This is a genomic window from Marinobacter sp. BSs20148, from assembly GCF_000283275.1.
GTDB classification, from domain to species: Bacteria; Pseudomonadota; Gammaproteobacteria; order Pseudomonadales; family Oleiphilaceae; genus Marinobacter; species Marinobacter psychrophilus.
Genome location: NC_018268.1, coordinates 3,072,708 through 3,089,520 on the forward strand (window position 1 = coordinate 3,072,708; position 16,813 = coordinate 3,089,520).

General features: G+C 54.9%; 15 protein-coding genes. 2 read left to right on the plus strand and 13 right to left on the minus strand.

What is annotated here, in order from left to right; all coding sequences use genetic code 11:
- Nucleotides 1–154: 154 nt before the first annotated feature.
- From MRBBS_RS13980 to ppk2, 11 genes are all read right to left on the minus strand, one after another.
- Nucleotides 155–1,078 carry a LysR family transcriptional regulator gene (locus MRBBS_RS13980; protein WP_014872200.1) on the minus strand — a complete coding sequence of 308 codons (924 nt, stop codon included), beginning with the start codon at nucleotides 1,076–1,078 and terminating at the stop codon, nucleotides 155–157.
- A gap of 107 nt (nucleotides 1,079–1,185) precedes the next feature.
- A complete protein-coding gene (locus MRBBS_RS13985) occupies nucleotides 1,186–1,614 on the minus strand; it encodes a universal stress protein (protein ID WP_014872201.1) in 429 nt (142 codons plus the stop codon).
- Nucleotides 1,615–1,625: 11 nt separating this feature from the next.
- A complete protein-coding gene (locus tag MRBBS_RS13990) occupies nucleotides 1,626–4,220 on the minus strand; it encodes a TRAP transporter permease (RefSeq protein WP_014872202.1) in 2,595 nt (864 codons plus the stop codon).
- Nucleotides 4,221–4,371: 151 nt separating this feature from the next.
- Nucleotides 4,372–5,349 carry a TAXI family TRAP transporter solute-binding subunit gene (locus tag MRBBS_RS13995; RefSeq protein WP_014872203.1) on the minus strand — a complete coding sequence of 326 codons (978 nt, stop codon included), beginning with the start codon at nucleotides 5,347–5,349 and terminating at the stop codon, nucleotides 4,372–4,374.
- Between the two features lie 198 nt (nucleotides 5,350–5,547).
- The gene (locus MRBBS_RS14000) at nucleotides 5,548–7,536 is read right to left on the minus strand and encodes a hypothetical protein (protein WP_014872204.1); all 1,989 of its coding nucleotides are present in this window, start codon (nucleotides 7,534–7,536) and stop codon (nucleotides 5,548–5,550) included.
- Nucleotides 7,537–7,620: 84 nt separating this feature from the next.
- Nucleotides 7,621–8,946, minus strand: a complete 1,326-nt coding sequence (locus tag MRBBS_RS14005) for a PQQ-dependent sugar dehydrogenase (protein WP_041635645.1) — start codon at nucleotides 8,944–8,946, stop codon at nucleotides 7,621–7,623.
- Nucleotides 8,947–9,153: 207 nt separating this feature from the next.
- Nucleotides 9,154–9,573: a hypothetical protein gene (locus tag MRBBS_RS14010; protein WP_014872205.1), complete on the minus strand. Its 420-nt coding sequence runs from the start codon at nucleotides 9,571–9,573 to the stop codon at nucleotides 9,154–9,156.
- Nucleotides 9,574–9,767: 194 nt separating this feature from the next.
- Nucleotides 9,768–10,715, minus strand: a complete 948-nt coding sequence (locus MRBBS_RS14015) for a sodium-dependent bicarbonate transport family permease (RefSeq protein WP_014872206.1) — start codon at nucleotides 10,713–10,715, stop codon at nucleotides 9,768–9,770.
- Nucleotides 10,716–10,891: 176 nt separating this feature from the next.
- Nucleotides 10,892–11,446, minus strand: coding sequence for a YgjV family protein (locus MRBBS_RS14020; protein WP_041635646.1), 555 nt, complete (start codon nucleotides 11,444–11,446; stop codon nucleotides 10,892–10,894).
- A 94-nt stretch (nucleotides 11,447–11,540) separates the two neighbouring features.
- A complete protein-coding gene (locus tag MRBBS_RS14025) occupies nucleotides 11,541–11,993 on the minus strand; it encodes a GatB/YqeY domain-containing protein (RefSeq protein WP_014872208.1) in 453 nt (150 codons plus the stop codon).
- 131 nt (nucleotides 11,994–12,124) lie between these two features.
- Nucleotides 12,125–12,955, minus strand: coding sequence for a polyphosphate kinase 2 (ppk2, locus tag MRBBS_RS14030; RefSeq protein WP_041635304.1), 831 nt, complete (start codon nucleotides 12,953–12,955; stop codon nucleotides 12,125–12,127).
- 163 nt (nucleotides 12,956–13,118) lie between these two features.
- On the opposite strand from ppk2, the gene MRBBS_RS14035 reads away from it, so the two are divergent.
- The gene (locus MRBBS_RS14035) at nucleotides 13,119–14,927 is read left to right on the plus strand and encodes a Na/Pi cotransporter family protein (protein WP_014872209.1); all 1,809 of its coding nucleotides are present in this window, start codon (nucleotides 13,119–13,121) and stop codon (nucleotides 14,925–14,927) included.
- 62 nt (nucleotides 14,928–14,989) lie between these two features.
- Nucleotides 14,990–15,235, plus strand: a complete 246-nt coding sequence (locus tag MRBBS_RS14040; RefSeq protein ID WP_014872210.1) for a hypothetical protein — start codon at nucleotides 14,990–14,992, stop codon at nucleotides 15,233–15,235.
- 34 nt (nucleotides 15,236–15,269) lie between these two features.
- On the opposite strand, the gene MRBBS_RS14045 is transcribed toward MRBBS_RS14040, so the two are convergent.
- Nucleotides 15,270–16,280 carry a GGDEF domain-containing protein gene (locus MRBBS_RS14045; protein WP_014872211.1) on the minus strand — a complete coding sequence of 337 codons (1,011 nt, stop codon included), beginning with the start codon at nucleotides 16,278–16,280 and terminating at the stop codon, nucleotides 15,270–15,272.
- A 184-nt stretch (nucleotides 16,281–16,464) separates the two neighbouring features.
- Nucleotides 16,465–16,611 (minus strand): hypothetical protein, encoded by a 147-nt coding sequence (locus MRBBS_RS20500; protein ID WP_144012773.1) that lies wholly within the window; start codon nucleotides 16,609–16,611, stop codon nucleotides 16,465–16,467.
- Nucleotides 16,612–16,813 lie beyond the last annotated feature (202 nt).

Genomic DNA, 16,813 nt, shown 5'->3' on the forward strand with positions numbered 1-16,813 from the left:
GCTAACTCACACCCCAAAACCTGAACAGCATAGCCACTGTGTTCAAGCACTCGAAGGTCGGAATGTATTTTTTACCCGCTGCTCAGCGGTAAACCATATTTTTCCGACCTGCGGGGCTTAATTCTGCACTTGCAATATCATCATAAATGCCGGCTTAGCCTGTCGTGTCCATGATGCTTGAGTAACGTTCTTTCAGCGAGCTCTCGATCAACTCCCGCAACCAGACAACGCCGGGATCGCGGTCGTGCCTGGTATGCCAAAACAAATAGAGGCTGCTGGGATCCAAGTCAAACGGCAAGCACGTGACCCATAGATTCTCTGTGAAGTCGCTACTTTGAAGAATAACCTCCGGGACTGCACAAATAAGGTCGGTGTGACGCAACAACTTGGGCACTCCCACAAACTCATTCACCGTCACCGCAATGCGCCGGTTCAGCCCTTCCAGGTCTAGATAGCTGTCGACAATCCCGTGAGCTTCGCCGGACATAGTCACCAATAAGTGCCGCGCATCAATGAAGTCTTCCATAGATAGCAATTTATTTGCGAGTGGATGATCGGCCCGCATGGCAACCTGATAACCCCCCTGAAACAAAAAGATACTTCTAAGGCTGTTGTCATGATGGCTGATCGGCCCAATCGCGAGATCCACGCTGGCTTCGCGTAAATCATTGTAGGTCCCTTCCGGTGTGAAGGGTACAGCGTGAAGGTCGATGCCTGGAGCCACTCGCTCAAGTTTTTGAGCCAGTTGGCGCCAGATCATCTCTACGGTGAGATCCGTAACCGCAATCCGGAAAGTCCGGCTCGCCTGCGCGGGGTCGAATTTAGTGGATCTGACGGCGGTTGACAGGTCATAGATTGGGCCCCGAATACGGTCCCAAAGGCTGAACGCATAGGATGTCGGTTCAATTTTGCGCCCCTTTCGCACGAACAGCGGGTCTTTCCAAACCTGCCGCATTCGCGAAATCGCGTTGGATACCGCTGGTTGCGTCATTGCCAGGCTTTCAGCCGCGCGAGTGACCGAACGCTCGGTCATGATCGCATCGAACACATAAAGTAGCTGCAACTCGTGGCTTTTCATCGAGCGGTTTTACTCCGGTCTGGAAAGACCCGCTGTTCGTGCGAAAGGGGTGCAGGAAAACGGTCGTCACATGCCGTAAACGCCTAAGCCTGAGCTTAGGCTTAGGCTTAGCGCACGATCATTACCGACATCTTGGCATGATGCACCACATGCTCGGCATTGGGACCCAGCACATAATCGGCAAATTTGCGCTTGTTATGGGATGCCATAACGATCAAATCGATCTCGAGTTTCTTGGCCACCTTGATGATCGCCTCCCAGGGTGAGCCATCAACGATGACACTTTGCGCTCTTACATCCGCGGGCACGTTCGCCTTAATAAACGCGCGTTGAGCCTCGGCTATCGCTTCATGTGCTTTCGAAGCGAAGTCCTTGGGAAAGTAAGACCCCACTATGGGCATGTTGTAGTCCGGCAGAACCGTGACCAAATGTAGCGAGGCGTTGAAACTTCTGCATAGCGTCAAAGCCGTTGGAAGCGCTTTCGACCAGGATTCCTCTTCATTAAGATCCACTGGCAACATGATTTTGCTGTACATGGCAATCTCCTTCAAGCAGTGGCGGTAGCCGCCGTATTATCACGACGCCGGCGCTGCAACATGACGACCAGCCCAAATACAAGGAAGGCGGGAATCCACATCAGTTCCTTAGTCCAGCGGTCAACAGGCGCCAGTACCTCGATAATTTCCTGGTCAAAGTCGAAGCCAAGATCAGACGCCTGGCTGCCATAGGCCACCATATCGACAATTGCCTTGTCGCCTTCGATCAACAGCTCCAGGCCCAGATTATCGAGCCGCTCCTGCCCACTATCGCCGTCTGGCACCGGCACGGTCATGTAGGTGGTCATGGGATCGCCGAACGCATCAAGACCTGCAATCTGTATGCGCAAGGCAGAGTCTTCATCGGCACTGCCCATGGCCTCCACGAATTGTGCAGGTGGCATGGACTCATAGGGATCGTGAATCATGTCCATCCAGAACCCGGGCCGGAACAGCGTGAACGCAATCAGCAACAACACGGCGGATTCGTACCAGCGGCTGCGGGTGATCATGTAACCCTGAGTCGCCGCCGCGAAGATCAGCATGGCGATTGTCGACACCACAAAAATCAAAATCCCCTGCAAGAAAGTTACATCGATCAGCAACAGGTCCGTATTAAAGATGAACAGGAACGGAAGCGCCGCCGTGCGAAGACTGTAGTAAAATGCCTGAAAACCGGTCCGGATAGGATCGCCGCCGGAAACCGCCGCCGCCGCGAAGGACGCCAGCCCCACCGGCGGCGTAACGTCAGCCATGATGCCAAAGTAAAACACGAACAGATGCACCGCAATCAACGGCACCAGCAGCCCGTTCTCTGCGCCCAACTGAACAATAACCGGCGCCAGCAGCGCCGAGACCACAATGTAGTTGGCCGTAGTAGGCAAACCCATGCCAAGAATCAGACTAAGCACCGCCGTAAGCAGCAAGATTAGCAGCAGGTTCCCCATCGCGAGAATTTCCACTACTTCCGCCAGCACCAACCCCACTCCGGTCTGCGACACAGCCCCAACGATGATACCCGCCGTGGCCGTGGCAATACCGATGCCAATCATGTTGCGGGCACCTGTAACCAATCCAACCCACAAATCCAGGGCGCCTTCGCGCAAGTCAGCGCCCATTTTGCTGCGACCGCGGAAAATGGAGGTAATAGGACGCTGGGTCAAAATGATAAAGACCATGAACACCGTAGCCCAGAAAGCCGACAAACCCGGCGACAGGCGTTCCACCATCAAACACCAGACCAGCACAACTACCGGTAAGATGTACTGCAAACCAACCAACACGGTGGGCCTGGTTTGCGGCAGCGAATAGATTGGCTGGTTGGGGTCATCCAACTCGAGTTCAGGGTAACCGGCTGCCAGTTTAAGCAGAGCGACATAAATCGCCGCCAGCCCAACCGAGACCACCCAGGGAGTGGCATCGCCAAGAACCGGTTTGAGCCAGCCAAGGCCGTAATAGACGACCATAGCCGTCACCATCATCAACAGAAGCCCACCGAGAAAACCCATCACCTTGCGCACCAGGGGCTTAGGCGGATTGCTGCTTGCAAGGCCCTCCATGTTCGCTTTCAAGGCCTCCAGGTGAACGATATAGACCAGTGCAATATAAGAAATCAATGCAGGCAAGAAGGCATGCTTGATGACATCAACATAGGAAATGCCCACATACTCAACCATCAGGAACGCGGCTGCGCCCATGACAGGCGGCATGATCTGACCATTGACCGAAGACGCCACTTCAACAGCTCCGGCCTTTTCGGCGGAAAAACCGACGCGCTTCATCATCGGAATAGTGAAGGTGCCCGTGGTAACCACGTTGGCAATCGATGAGCCGGAGATCAGCCCGGTCATGGCAGACGCCACGACGGCAGCCTTGGCCGGCCCGCCCTTGTAATGGCCAAGCAACGAGAACGCCACCTTAATGAAATAGTTGCCCGCTCCGGCCTTGTCGAGCAAAGCGCCGAACAACACGAACAGGAACACAAAACTAGTAGAGACCCCCAGCGCGATGCCGAAAACCCCTTGGGTCGTCAACCACTGGTGATTAATAAGCCCAAAAATGCTGACCCCGCCATGGGACAGAATACCGGGCATCCATGGGCCAGCAAGGCTATAAATAAGAAAAACCGACGCCACAATCATCAGCGGCGGGCCCAGCGCTCGGCGGGTCGCCTCGAGCAGCAGCAGTACCCCTGCCACCCCGACAATCACGTCCTGCAATATCGGCGCACCAGGGCGCTGAGACAGTCCTTCGTAGAAGATAAACATGTAAGCGCCGCAGAAGGCCGCCAACGTAGCAAGCACCCAATCCTGGATGGGAATTCGGTCGCGGGGCGAACGCTTAAATGCGGGATAGGCCATATAGGCCAGAAAAAGCGCAAATGCCAAGTGAATGGAGCGGGACTCCGTGGCACTAAATACACCGAAACCCAAAATGAAAGGCACCGGAGAGGCAATCCACAATTGAAACAGCGACCATGCCGCCGCAATGCTCACCAACAACTTACCGGGCATACCAGCTGGTTTGCGGGCTCCCGAGTCACTGGAGGCGACCATGTCCTCCAAATCGGCACTCGAGTCTCGAGGTTTTGTATTTTCGTCAGCCATACTCAGCCCTATCCGACGTCAATCAGGTTGCCATTAACATTATTATTGCGCTTGAAAACGGCACTACAAACGCAATGCGCGGATACCTACAAGCATCCGCGCATCGGTCACTCGGTTTTAAAAGCCGTCAGAAACAGCCATCAAAACAAAATCACTCAATCCAGCCTTGCTCACGATAATAGCGGGCAGCGCCATCATGCAGCGGTGCTGAAAGCCCCTGTGTCGCCATTTCCTCGGCAACCAAGTTCTCGAAGGCCGGGTGCAGACGCTTGAAGCGATCGAAATTATCAAAGACGGCCTTGACCGTCTGATAGATAACTTCGTCGTCAGCCTTAACGGTGGTCACGAAAGTTGCCGCCACGCCGAAGGTTTCGACGTCTTCGTCATTGCCTTTGTAAAGGCCACCAGGGATCACTGATGCGGAGTAGTACGGATACTCGGCGACGATGCCTTTAACTTCTTCGTCGTTCAACGGGATAAGACGAGCATCGACGGTCGTAGTCGCTTCCTGAATGGAGCCGTTGGGGTGCCCTACTACATAAACCATCGCATCGATATTGTTATCGGCGAGCGCTGAGGCTTGCTCAGCGGCATCCAACTGCGACGCCAGGGAGAAGGTATCCATGGTCCAGCCTTTGGCGTCCATTACCACTTGCATCGTATTGCGCTGGCCAGAGCCGGGGTTACCGATGTTCACTCGCTTGCCTTCCAGATCGTCCAGGGTCGTGATGCCGGAATCAGCACGTGCCAGCAAAGTCAAAGGCTCGCCATGAACCCGAAAAACGGCACGCAGGTCCGTATAGGCATCGCCTTCGAAGCTTTTGGTGCCGTTGTAGGCCTGGTACTGAACATCGGACTGAGCGACACCCATGTCCAACTCGCCGGACTTGATGCCATTGATGTTGGCAACAGAACCACCGGTAGATGGCGCATTGCACTTAATATTGGCGTCTTCCAGACGATTGACCAGACGACAGATCGACTGACCAACCACGTAGTAAACGCCCGTCTGGCCGCCGGTGCCGATGGTGATGAACTGCTCTTGGTCTTGGGCCATCGCAGGTGATGCAAACATGGCAGCACTCAGCAGGGTGCCGGCAAATGCGGCGGAGAAAGTATGGCGTTTCATAAACACACCTCAATAATTGTCGTTATGGTCGGTAAAAGTTTGCGAGATCTGCATTCGGCGGATTTACCGACGGCTCAACATCTCGCGTTACTTTAGCGAAAAAATACGCGTACGGAAAAAGCCTGCTTAGTGAGGTCTGTTTCCCTTATCTCTCAGTTTAGCCGCGACTTACGTGAAGTAAAGCCTAATTTACAGACCCTAACGCCCCAAAGCCCAACTGTTTTGGGCCAAGTGCATAGCCTGTTTTACGTCATCGATTGGAATATCACCCGGCTCACCCTTTTCGAGCGGGTCATAGTGAAACACGTACAACCGCGAGGCAAACTCGGCCACCGGCAACGAGGCTTCACCGTAGAGCTCGCCGTGGCCTTGGGTCGAGGTGACAATTCCCTGACCCCAGTTTTGCCCGCTGTCGTTATTAGGATTAAAGAAATAAACGCGCATAACCTCAGCTGGATCCAGCGCAAGCCGCTGGATAGTGATGGCGTGCCAGCCAAGAAAGCGTGTGGCGCTGTCGGTCACTGCGATACCGGCTGGCTGAGGATTAATAACCGGAATGTTGCCGTTGTAAAAAGGATGATAGGCAGCATAAAAATCTCGAATAAACCCTTCAAAGTCCTTCAGGCCACCGGTGAATATGTCAACGGCTATGCGAAATCCGTGACCCACACGATCACCGTGAAATGCGGAGTTAACCCATTTGTGCGGGTCTTCTCCGCGCCCGGCGCTGCGACGACCCATTTCAAAGTAGATGCGGTCCAAGTGCGGCACAGTCAGCAGTGAAACGGCATCTACATCCACCGGAGGCTCGCTGGCCAGCCCGGCGCCCAGATCCCGCGAAGAAATGCTATTGCCCTCAAAGCGCATCACCACTTCGTCGTCGCGTGCTGCCCAGGCAAGAATCCGAAGCAGTTCCGCCGGCATGTTGTAAGCCCACATAGACAAGGCACGTGTCGACTGACAAGTAGGATAGTTCCCCTGCCCCACCCCTAGAGGGCACCCGAGCACATTAAGCACATCCGCAAGCAGAAAGCATTCCGGCGAACGGCTGCGCCCAAAGACCGCCACAATTTTCTCAGATGCGGCCTCACACAGCGACAGTCGTATTTGTCGCCACAGAGACGGCGCCACCGGAGGCGCGTAGAGGATGCCCCGTTCGAGCATCATCGCCAGTCCGTAGGCACATTGGCTAGTCTCGGGAAACAAGGCCTCGTCAATCAGGGTGTGAATCAACGCCGGATAGCAGTGAAAGGCGTCGGCGCCCGTGTGGCTCAGGCCCAAAGCGGTGGGAATCAGGTCGTTCCAACGGCTACGCAGGTAACGTATAAACCCAGGCATATACGGCGAAACCAGGCCGGTACTGTGCATGGCCTTGGCAAAGGCGATAGCCTCTCGCAGCAAGGTGGCATCGTCCATCTGTGCCAGCCGTTCAGCGTAAACATCGAAGCCGGGATCTTCGCGGCAACCCTCGGTAGGGCTGAACACGGCATGGATCAGTTGCAGCGCGTCGTCGCCGACGTCGCCACCGAGCGCATCCGGCTTTTGCAGGCAGACGGCGATCTGCGTCACCATTTGTTTAACACCACCCACCTGAACCGGCCGTTGCGCCAGAATTCGCCAGACTTCGGCCACTAAATGTTCCAAAAGATTCTCGTAGCCCAAATGCCGGAGCAGAAAGTGATACAGACCCTGAACGGCGAAGCCGAGCCCATCTGGCCGCAGCCGGTCGCTCTCCTGAAGATCACTGACCACCAGATCCAGATTCATCGCCAGTACCTGGGCGAGAAAGTGATGGGCGTGTTCTGCCGAGATAGAAGGATGACGGTAATGGCCTTTAGCCACCGCTAAAAGGCGAATCTGGCTAAGAATTTCAACCAGGGTTACTACCGGTTCGCCATGGCGAATCGTGCGCACGGCCAGCGAGGGCACCAACGTCTGAGGATAATCCCAATCACTGCCACCAAAGCACCCCGCCGCTTCAATCGCCGGCACGCGCTGGTAGAGAGTTTCGAGGCCTTCGTCAGTAAACATTAAGGCCCGTGCCGCTTCGATGACCTCTAAAACGGGCGACACGACCTCAGTCGCATTGATTTCGGCAAGGCGTTTGATGGCCGCGTCGAGTGACTTTGCTAGCTCATCTGACGCACTGTTGTGCTGATTCACGGGGGTATATGTGGTTTTAATCATACGTCGTGATCCTCCGGTCAATCCCGGGACATGTCAACCTGACCCGGTTTCCAAGCGCACATACCTTGGGCGGAAAACCGCCATTCACTGTGCCGCCGGCTCGGCGCGACTGACCCGCCAGATGATATTGCCCACATCATCCGCCACTAAAAGCCCACCCTGCTTGTCGATAATAACGCCAACAGGACGCCCCTGGGCTTTGTCGTCGGCATTAATGAACCCGGTGAGTATATCGACCGGCTGACCATCGGGCTCACCACCGTTGAAAGGAACAAAAATGACTTTATAACCACTGCGGGGTTTGCGGTTCCAGGAGCCATGCTGGCCCACAAACATGCCGTTTTTGAATTGCTCGGGTAACGTGTTGCCCTCGGCGGCCGTTAGCCCCAGTGAAGCGGTGTGCGGCCCGAGGGCGTAATCGGGCTTGATGGCCCGGGCCACTTTCCCCGGGTGTTGCGGCTTTACCCTCTCATCCACATTCTGGCCAAAATAGCTAAAGGGCCAACCGTAGAAACCACCATCCGCCACCGATGTCATGTAATCCGGCACCAGATCACTGCCAAGCAGGTCACGCTCATTGACGGCAACCCAGAGCTCGCCGCTTTCCGGCTGCCAGGCCATACCCACCGGATTGCGAAGGCCAGTGGCAAATTCGCGGTGCTGACCGATTTCGGGGTCGATTTCCCAAATAGATGCGCGACCTTCTTCATTCTCAAGACCGTTTTCGCCGATATTACTGTTCGATCCCACACCGACGTAAAGCTTGCTGCCATCCGGGCTGGCAATCATGCTCTTGGTCCAGTGATGATTGATCTTGCCGGCTGGCAGATCGGTAACTTTGGTGCCTTCGGCGGTGATGCGTGTCTGGCCCGTCTTGTAGGGAAAACGCATGACGGCGTTCGTGTTGGCAACGTAGAAGTCGTTCCCGATCAGAGCCATACCAAAAGGAGAGTGCAGGTCTTTAAGTAGCGTCGAACGTTTGTCGGCTACGCCGTCACCATCACTGTCCCGCAGCAGAGTAATCCTGTCGGCGCTGGGAACAGTGGCACCGGCATCGTCCATGATCATTCTCGTGATCCAGCCACGAATACCTTGATGACTGTCCAGGTTCGGCTGGGCATTGGTTTCGGCAACCAGCACATCACCATTGGGTAGCACATAGAGCCAGCGGGGATGTTCCAGATTGTCTGCGAAGGCGACCACCCGGGTTCCCGCAACGGCATCGGGTTTTCCGCTGGAAGGCCAGCCGGTGGCTTTGGCAATATTGACGGTGGGAATCAGGGATTCGCTCGGACTGGGCAATACCGGATCAGGGCCGGTTCCCTCGGCAACGGAGAACTGAGCTGTATTCCCGCAGGCAGTAAGCGTGAGTATCAGGCCGATAGGTAATAACAGGTGACGCTGTTTCATACTCATAAACTCCAAAATCAGAACAACCAGAGCGTAGGCCGATTTCGCTGTCACTGCGAGAGACTTCCGACGTTTATTGACTGATTTGGTACTGAACTTTTCGTGCTCACCCAGGTTCTGGGTGTCATCCTGCGCTTTGGATTTTTGCCATTGAGCCATAAAAAAAGGGAGGCGCGAAGGCCTCCCAAGGACACACAATTATCTCTATCAGACAGAAGCAGTGGTGGTTGTCTTCTTGGCCGGGCTTTTCGTAGCAGTCGGCTTTCCGGTGTTGACTTTTTGCTTGGCAGACTGCGCTAAGCTGGTCACATCATCGGCGACGTCAGATACAACTTCAGCAACCGCATCGGTGCCGTCAGCTGCTTCTTTCTCAAGCTTTGTCAGGATGTCGGCAGCGAAACTACCCATCCGCAAGTTCAGACTGCGAAGCTGGCTAAACAGCGTTTCACTGTAGCCAAAGTAGTGTTCGCGCAATGATTTAACGCTGTATTCGCGAGCGCCAGATTCCAGTTTCTCAGCGTACTCGAAAGGCTTGGCAGACAGCTTTTTCTGTTGCGTTTCTGCAGCATTGATACCTTTCTCGACAATTTCCTGAATCTGTTGCTGATATGTTTTGAGTTTACCCATTTTAAATCTCCTGATTGCTAATGATCGCTTTGATTAAATAAGGGTTCACCAAGCGAATTTGTCGACTAAAGTTCGTCGAACTTCGAACTCAGTACCTACGTTACGGTAGAAAAATTAGAGTGTTCATACTAGATCGACAAAAAAATTGGAAAAGAAAAACAGTTTTATAATTCTGGATCGCGTTGAATCGGACGCTACGCCGTCAATAACTCCAGAAAGTGGCTGTACAGCCCGATACCAATCAATACGTTAAACGGGAAAGTCACACCAAGAGAAGCCAGCATCGCCAGCCCGATATCCGCTTCTGGAATGGCGTGCCTTATCGCTACCGGTGCGGCAATGTAAGAAGCGCTGGCGGTAAGGGCACCCAAAATCACAACCGTTCCGGTCTCCAGACCCAGCCACAGCCCGACTAAAAGCCCTGGCACGGAAAGGATCGGGGGCATGCACAGTGCGAAAGCAATCAAACGCCAATGTCGAAGCTGAACCTTGCGCAGTGTTTCCGCCGCAACCAGACCCATTTCCAGCAAGAACAGCGAAAGCACCAGGGAAAAAGCACCCGTTAGCGGCGCCGTAACACCATCACCGTTGTCAGGCCCGTAAAGAATACCGATAACCACGCCACCCACCAGCAAAACCACGCTTCTGTTAGTGAGGGTTTCCTGCCACATGGGTGTGCCTGTGCTGCTTGTTTGAGCCGCATCCTGGGTGTAGCGCCGATACAGCCACAGGCCGGTAAGAATCGCTGGCAACTCCAACAGCACCAAGTACAAGGTAACCTGCCCGTTAGTCGCCAACCCCCGGGACTCAACCCAAGCCAACGCCACTGCGAAAGTACCCGCGCTGACAGATCCATAATGGGCGCAGAAACTGGCGGCATCCGCCACATTCAAGCGCACAAGGTAGCGGAGCATCGGGAACAGCGCCAAAGGAATGGCAAAGCCCAACGCCATAATCGCCAGCACTTGCGTAACCAGACCCCAATGAAGATTACCGTGCAGAGCCATGCCGCCCTTGAGGCCTATAGTCAGCATTAACAGAAGACTGAGAATATCGTAAACGGCTTTTGGGATCGTCAGGTCAGAGCGAAGGGCTCCCGCGATTACTCCAAGCAAAAAGAACATCACGATGATGTCGGGCATGAATCAAACGCTCCGGTAAATCGGCACAGGGGCGATAGAATAACTGATCAACCTGCATGTCGATAACTTTTACACTATGATGCGGCCCTCATAAACAATACCTGTCCTACCGGCCTTCATACATCGAATTTTTTAACACCCAGATTTAGTCCCGGAACCGGGTTGTTGCAGGTTTTCTACGTGCCCGGCTTTTTTACTTTCGCGAAAGCCTCGGGGTAACGCCGTTTCATTTTCGCCAGCCGGTATATGGTGATGAAGTTAACGATCAACACCATGGCTTCCGCCAGCGTGCCGCCCACCGAACCAATGGCAATATTGTTCAGCATCCAGGCAACCGCGGCGGCGGCCAGCATCAGCCGCATTGGAATGCCCCTGAGCATGAACATGCCGAAGGTGCCAAAAATAGCCGCGGCAATAGCGAAAAAATCTACCGGACTGCGCCAGGTCAGTAACGCTGCCACCAGATTCACCCCCAATACAGCCAGCATCACCTGCCAGCTGCCCATATAACGCCGCGCCAGCATAATGCGGCCGATCACCAGCAAGCTCAGCGTCGCCGCCGTCCAGCTACCAAACAGCGCAAACTGCAACGCAAAGGCCACATTCGCCGCAATTAACAGCACCATCAGCCTGTCATCGTGCTTGCTGGTAAAGCCGACAATGCAGAAGCCCAGCGCAATAAGGCTGACAATCTGGCCCGCCAGGGCTGTGTAACTCATTTCCTCGAACATCATCAGAGTTTACGGCACAGGCACGATCGAAAGAAGCCAGCCAAAAAACCCGGACCTGCATTTCTTCTGAGCTCCACAAGCCCACGTAAAGGTGTCAAGCCAGCGCGGCCCGCACCTTCTTGCCCAGATGACCCATGTCAACCCGACCAAGTACCTGAGGGCGCAGCTCGTTCATCACCTGCCCCATGCTCTGCATTCCCTGAGCATCAGTTGAGCTAATGGCCGCACGGATAAGGCCATCCAGGTCGTCCTCAGTCAGGGCGGCGGGCATGAACTCCTCAATAACCAGCATTTCTGCCCGCTCGATGTCGCCCAACTCCTTGCGACCGGCATCGTCGTATTGACTGGCGGAATCGCGGCGCTGTTTAAGCATTTTGTCCAGCACCTTCAGAACGTCGTCGTCATTCACCTCGCGGCGTTCATCAATCTCGATCTGCTTGACCGCGGCCTGAACCAACCGCAAGGTGCCAAGCCGAAATTTTTCCCTATTCCGCATCGCGTCTTTTACCGCGTTGCTCAATTGTTCCTTGAGTGATAATTCCGCCATTGCCGGGCTCCTGCTTCATAAGTTAGGGGGGCTAGTTTCGCATTAAACGAAGACTTAGATGTACTTGTCATCACCAAATTAGAGTCTGTAAAGACTTCGACAAATCAAAACCCAACGGCCGTCGAAAGCCCTCAATACAAACGATCGATATAAGACTCGTGGGGCTTCGCCGTGCGGTTGTCGTCATGCGACCATTCGCGCGGAGGCAGGTCGGGGACCGGCGGCAGGGCGCGGCTATAATCGAATTGCTCCAGCAGATTGCTGATACAGTTCAACCGGGCATGGCGCTTAACGTCGGCGTCTACCATCCGCCACGGTGCGTATGGCAGGTCCGTGTAACGCAGCATGTCGTCCTTGGCCCTTGAGTACTCGGCCCACAGCTCGCGCGACTTGAGATCCATCGGGGAGATTTTCCAGCGCTTGGTAGGATCGGCGGCACGCGCCTGAAAGCGCTGCTCCTGAACTTCCTCGCTGACCGAGAACCAGTACTTCAGCAGGATAATGCCTTCCTCGACAAGCATGTGCTCGAATTCGGGGCAGGTGTGCATGAACAGCTCGACCTCCTCGGCCGAAGCGAACCCCATCACCCGTTCAACGCCCGCACGGTTGTACCAGGAGCGGTCAAACAGCACCATCTCCCCGGCCGCCGGCAAGTGGGCCACGTATCGCTGAAAGTACCACTGGCTACGCTCGCGATCAGACGGTTTGCCAAGTGCGACCGTGCGCACAACGCGGGGATTCGTCTTCTCGGTAATGCGTTTGATGGTTCCGCCTTTGCCAGCGGCGTCGCGTCCCTCGAATAAGACCACGATGCGCAGGCCTTCGTCGGTAATGGTGCGCTGGAGCTTGGCCAGCTCCTCCTCCAATCGCGCCAGTTCCTTCTCGTAGATTTCCTTCTTCAATATACCGTGCTTATCGTAAGCATCGTCGCTGAAGCGGCGACTCGGCGACAATAGCTGCATGCGGCCTCTCCAGATTGACTGCCCGGCTTTGTAAGCCGTGAGCTTACTTACATTACAGAAATGTGACAAAATAAAATACGTCATAGAATTCTTGCCGTACCAATGGTTTTGCGCCCTGACTGCACGGAATCAAACCCGCACCAACCGCGGGAAAGGTAAGCCAATGAACTACCGCCAACTCGTCTTCGCCGGAATACTCAGTTTTCTGGCTTTTGCGCTCTGGGCGAGCCCCGAGTTCAAACACATTGCCGCCGGGGTTGCGATCTTCCTGTTTGGCATGCTCTCGCTCGAAAACGGGTTCCGCCAATTCACCGGCGGATTTCTGGAGAATGTGCTGCGCCGAACAACAGATACGATTCCGAAGAGTCTCGGTTTTGGCATCGTCAGTACCGCTATTATGCAATCCAGCTCCCTGGTATCGGTCATCACGATATCGTTCGTGAGTGCCGGCTTGCTCCCCCTGATCACCGGCATCGGCATCATTTTCGGAGCCAACCTGGGCTCCACAACCGGCGCGTGGCTGTTCGCCACCATCGGCATGAAAATGAGCCTCTCGGCCTTCGCGCTGCCCATGCTCGTCTTCGGCGTGGTGCTGAATTTCCAGCAACCCCGCGCACTGAAAGCCATCGGCGCAATTCTGGCCGGTCTGGGATTTCTGTTTCTCGGCATCGATTTCATGAAGGAGGGGTTCGTAAGCTACCAGTCGGCGGTCGATCTGCGTGAATATGCGATGACGGGCATCACAGGACTGCTCATTTATACGGGGCTCGGAGTTCTGGCGACGGTCATCATGCAGTCGAGCCACGCAACGCTGGCTCTAACCCTGGCCGGCCTGGCCACCGGCCAGATAACCTACGAGAACTCGCTCGCCCTGGCTATCGGTGCCAATATCGGCACAACGGTGACCGCACTGACCGGCGGTCTTGGCGCGAATATCGTCGGCAAGCGACTGGCCGGCGCCCACCTCTTATTCAATATGGCAACGGCGGTGATCGCCTTGATACTGATCGAGCCCCTGCGCTGGTCCGTTGACCTTCTGTCGGCACTCATGTCGATCGCCGAAGACGATTATACGGTCAAACTCGCCGTGTTCCACACCCTGTTCAACTGCCTGGGTGTCGCCGTGATGTTGCCACTGATATCGCGGATGGCGAGCGCACTGGAGCGCTGGTTACCAGAAAAAGCGGAAGAGGCCGCGGCGAAGCCGAAGTACCTGAACCCCGCTGCGATGGACTCCCCCGATAGCGCAAACGCAGCGGTCCGCAGGGAAGTCTGGCACCTGTTCGACCAGGCCTTCGTCATCCTCGCCCATGGCCTTCACCTGCACCGTGAACAGATCCGCAACTGCGACGACCTGGAAGCAACGATCAATAACAGCCGGGAGCGCATCGACATCGACATCGACTTGGTCTATCGGCAGCGCGTCAAGCGTCTCTATAATGCCATCCTTGATTTCATTTCCGGGCGAATGACGCGAATATCGTCAGCCAGTTCCACCGAGTCACTCTACCGCCTACAGCACGCCGCCGGCGAGATGGTGGAAGCCATCAAGCACGTTAAACACCTGCGCAAGAATCTCACTATCTACATGGTTGCGGATAACACCGCTATCCGCAGGGAGTACAACGATCTGCGGCTGCGGGTCGCGATGGTGTTGCGGGAAACCCATCGGTTTTACACGGGCAAATTTGACCACGCAAGCACGGCCATACTAGAGCTCGACGAAATCGCTGTTCGTGCCCGAGTAGACCGCGAATCCATGGTCGCGCGCGTTACGAAACTCCTCGGCGCGAAGCGGATAGACTCAGCAATGGCCACTTCCCTGCTCAACGATTCTGCTTATGCCAGCGAGACAGTGGATGCTATTCTAACCGGAACGCGCGCGCTCCTGACGGCCACGGATGTGGAAGCCGCCCGGACCGCAGAAGCACTGTCTGTGAGCGATGCAGGCCAGGCAGACATCATCATCTGACGCGTAATGGGCTCGTGACGGCGCCCCAACCGACCAATCTTCGAACACGGAGGATTCAGGCAATGGGTTTCAAAGACTTGGTCTCAACGTTCGACGATGCACTGCGCAGACACGACAAGGGCAATTCCCTCAAGCGCAAAGAACTGAAGCATCTCGAACAGGCACTGAAAAAAAAGCGAGCAAAATACCGCGACCGGCTGTATTCCGGCTCGTCAGAAGAAACATCTGCTCAGACCGAGGTTCGCCTACGCGTGGTCGAGGCTCAACTCGCTAAGCTGCGCGAGCTCATGGAAGAAGCATCCCTCTGATGGTAAAGAGCAGCGGGGCGTCGTCAGCCGGGCATTAGCTTGGCGGGGCCACCACGTAGCGGTCCCGACCATCATTCTTCGCAGCATAGAGCGCATCATCGGCTCGCTGCAGAAATCGGGTACGGTCCTCTGTCTTATCTCCCAGCACGGCAATACCGATACTGGTGCGAAAGCTGACTTCCTCACCCGTTGGTACCTTGAGTGTTTGATTGTGGCATCCGTCGCGCACGGCATTAGCTACCTTAACTGCCCCTGACTGATCCGTACCCGGTAGAATCACCAGAAACTCCTCACCCCCAAAGCGCCCGGCGAGGTCCATCTTGCGTTTGGCGCCATCCTTGAGAATTTTGGCAAACTGTTTGAGCACCAAATCCCCGGCAGCATGGCCGTGGTTGTCGTTGAAACTTTTGAACTTGTCGAGGTCAAACAGCAACACCGACAGCGGCTTGTTCTGCTCGTGAGCATCCTTGATATCGCCATCCAGCTGCGCCATTACCTGGCGACGATTGGCCAGCCCGGTAAGCGGGTCACGGGTCGCTTGACGGTAAAGCACCAGCAGCATGCTGAGCTGATTCACCGAAGCCCAGCCTGCAATGCAGCCCAACACTGCCAGCAGCCAAAGGTCGTTCAACCCATTCACCAACCCAAACTCGCCGCGCCATAGCTGGTTAACCAGCTCGACCAGAATGACAAACACCGCAAAACCAACCACTTCTACTATGGTCAAAGCGAAGATGGCCAGCATAGTAATGATCATGAAAGGAAAGAAGGCATAGCCGGCCAATATCTCTGACCCTAGACCCTGTTCAATTAACACCCAGTTGCTCCAGGACTGGAACACCGTCAGCACCAACACCAGCAGCAACAAACGAATCAGTGAAATCTCAAGCCGATAGGGATGACTGAACCAGAGCCCCAGCGCCAAACAAGACACACTGGCGACGATTCGTCCGTAAGCGATGGTACTGCTGACGTCCTCTGGAAGTAACAGCCAGTCCACCAGAATCCACGCTGTCTGCAACACCGCCAAAATCCAGGCAATCATGCGGACGCGAGAGAACAAGCTGTAGCTTCGTGTGTGATTAAAATAGCGCGAGTGTCGGCCCGCTCTAAAGAGGTCATTCGTCATTTCAGGCATGCCTTGTCATTCCTTGTTGTCGACACGGGTTGAGTAAATTATACAACGTCAAATCAGCTATGCATTCCCCACGGGCATCTTCATCGTGACGTCAAACGGTAGGGGTGCGCCAAAGCAACCCGAGTTTCGCCAATGAAAGAGGCTTCGACAAATCAAAGCCCAACTGCGGCCTAGCAGGGCAAACTGCAGCGCAAAGGCCACATTTGCCACAATTATTGCGTTTATGAGCAGGGTGCAGTCGACCTTCTTAGCGCAGGGTATAAACAGCGCCATGATTCAGTAAGTTGTGCCAATTTTAATGCGCTTCTCGGTCGAGCATGGGGTTAGCTCATCCCTGCCTGACTAACTACAAAGTCTTTGGGCGCCTACCGGCTGAGAAGATAATATTAATTCCGATTTATTCGCGATTTTTTAAGCAGCGCAAGACTTTTTTAATGACT

Bases quoted from the DNA above. Each gene is read 5' to 3' on its own strand.
- MRBBS_RS13980 (WP_014872200.1), bottom strand. From the start codon at position 1,078: ATGAAAAGCCACGAGTTGCAGCTACTTTATGTGTTCGATGCGATCATG.
- MRBBS_RS13985 (WP_014872201.1), bottom strand. From the start codon at position 1,614: ATGTACAGCAAAATCATGTTGCCAGTGGATCTTAATGAAGAGGAATCC.
- MRBBS_RS13990 (WP_014872202.1), bottom strand. From the start codon at position 4,220: ATGGCTGACGAAAATACAAAACCTCGAGACTCGAGTGCCGATTTGGAG.
- MRBBS_RS13995 (WP_014872203.1), bottom strand. From the start codon at position 5,349: ATGAAACGCCATACTTTCTCCGCCGCATTTGCCGGCACCCTGCTGAGT.
- MRBBS_RS14000 (WP_014872204.1), bottom strand. From the start codon at position 7,536: ATGATTAAAACCACATATACCCCCGTGAATCAGCACAACAGTGCGTCA.
- MRBBS_RS14005 (WP_041635645.1), bottom strand. From the start codon at position 8,946: ATGAAACAGCGTCACCTGTTATTACCTATCGGCCTGATACTCACGCTT.
- MRBBS_RS14010 (WP_014872205.1), bottom strand. From the start codon at position 9,573: ATGGGTAAACTCAAAACATATCAGCAACAGATTCAGGAAATTGTCGAG.
- MRBBS_RS14015 (WP_014872206.1), bottom strand. From the start codon at position 10,715: ATGCCCGACATCATCGTGATGTTCTTTTTGCTTGGAGTAATCGCGGGA.
- MRBBS_RS14020 (WP_041635646.1), bottom strand. From the start codon at position 11,446: ATGTTCGAGGAAATGAGTTACACAGCCCTGGCGGGCCAGATTGTCAGC.
- MRBBS_RS14025 (WP_014872208.1), bottom strand. From the start codon at position 11,993: ATGGCGGAATTATCACTCAAGGAACAATTGAGCAACGCGGTAAAAGAC.
- ppk2 (WP_041635304.1), bottom strand. From the start codon at position 12,955: ATGCAGCTATTGTCGCCGAGTCGCCGCTTCAGCGACGATGCTTACGAT.
- MRBBS_RS14035 (WP_014872209.1), top strand. From the start codon at position 13,119: ATGAACTACCGCCAACTCGTCTTCGCCGGAATACTCAGTTTTCTGGCT.
- MRBBS_RS14040 (WP_014872210.1), top strand. From the start codon at position 14,990: ATGGGTTTCAAAGACTTGGTCTCAACGTTCGACGATGCACTGCGCAGA.
- MRBBS_RS14045 (WP_014872211.1), bottom strand. From the start codon at position 16,280: ATGATTGCCTGGATTTTGGCGGTGTTGCAGACAGCGTGGATTCTGGTG.